1 protein-coding gene is annotated in these 1271 nt (G+C 37.3%); it reads left to right on the forward strand.

The features are described from left to right. A partial coding sequence (locus QVD32_RS13160; RefSeq protein WP_287710390.1) for a PDDEXK nuclease domain-containing protein occupies positions 1–732 on the forward strand: 732 nt, incomplete at its 5' end. Positions 733–1271: the final 539 nt, after the last annotated feature.

The following is a 1271-nucleotide window of genomic DNA, read 5'->3' on the forward strand; positions in this document are numbered from 1 at the left end:
GAGATGCTTTTTTCAATACCATGGACACACCACAAGTTCATCCTCGACAAGATAAAAGGTGATGTGCAGAAAGGATTGTTTTTTGTTGCAAAGGCAATGGAGGGAAACTGGAGTCGTGCTGTATTGCTAAATCATCTTGACACAGATCTTTACGAACGCACAGGTAATGCTGTGAACAATTTCTGCAACACACTTCCTACACCACAGAGTGAATTGGCAAAGGAATTGTTGCATGATCCATACAACTTTGATTTCCTGACGATGACAGAAGGTTTCAAAGAAAAAGAACTGAAACAGGCTCTCATAGATAATATTATCCGATTTCTTATGGAATTGGGAAGCGGTTTTGCCTTTATGGGGCAAGAATATCGTTTACAGGTTAGTTCGAAAGAGCAGTTTCTTGATTTGCTTTTCTACAACACGCGAGTTCATAGTTATGTGGTGATAGAGGTGAAAGTTACCGAGTTTGAACCTTCATATCTGGGACAACTATCAGCCTATATGTCGTTTGTAAACCATACACTAAAGAGTGATGCTGACAATCCTACGATTGGTTTGCTCATCTGTAAATCGAAAGATAATATATTTGCGCAATATTCTCTTGAAGGTTATAATCAACCGATAGGAATCTCTGAGTTTGAGGGGGTTAACTTGCTGCCTAAAGAGTTTAAGAGTTCATTACCTAGTATTGAGGATATTGAGGCAGAATTGAAGAAAAATAGCAAGCAATAATAAAATATATGGATAATCCTAAAAGAATGGAATTGCAGTCGGCAGATGGAGCGCAGCTGTAATCTGGAAGAATCTTTCATAGAGGATCCTATTTGTCCTGTCTGTCGCAAAAGTTATCCTGCAGGATCAACATATTGTATAATGGATGGAACAAAACTCGTGTCTCCTGATAAATTAATACCTAAATTACCGATTCCGATAACGAGCCATTGGACATAGACTCTTCCCTGTCAAAGGTGGAGAGCATCCTCACCCATCTCTATATCAACCACCAGGGGAAAATAGAATAAATCACATAGGGACTGCCTGAAAAATCCTACTGAGCCAGCAGCGTCCTTTTTCTGTCCACTCATACCACCTCCATTGGAACTATATAACATATACAAAAAGAAGAAAAATGTTTTTTTTTCTTTCATTTTTAATACATATCAGATTTTTTTAGTAATTTAGCGCAGTAATTGAAAACGAATTAAAATTATTATATAAAATGGATAATTATAAATACATCAAAGCAAAAGTCTTGCGCGCTGATGATGAAG

The sequence above is a fragment of the Barnesiella sp. genome, from assembly GCF_022723415.1.
GTDB classification, from domain to species: Bacteria; Bacteroidota; Bacteroidia; order Bacteroidales; family Barnesiellaceae; genus Barnesiella; species Barnesiella intestinihominis.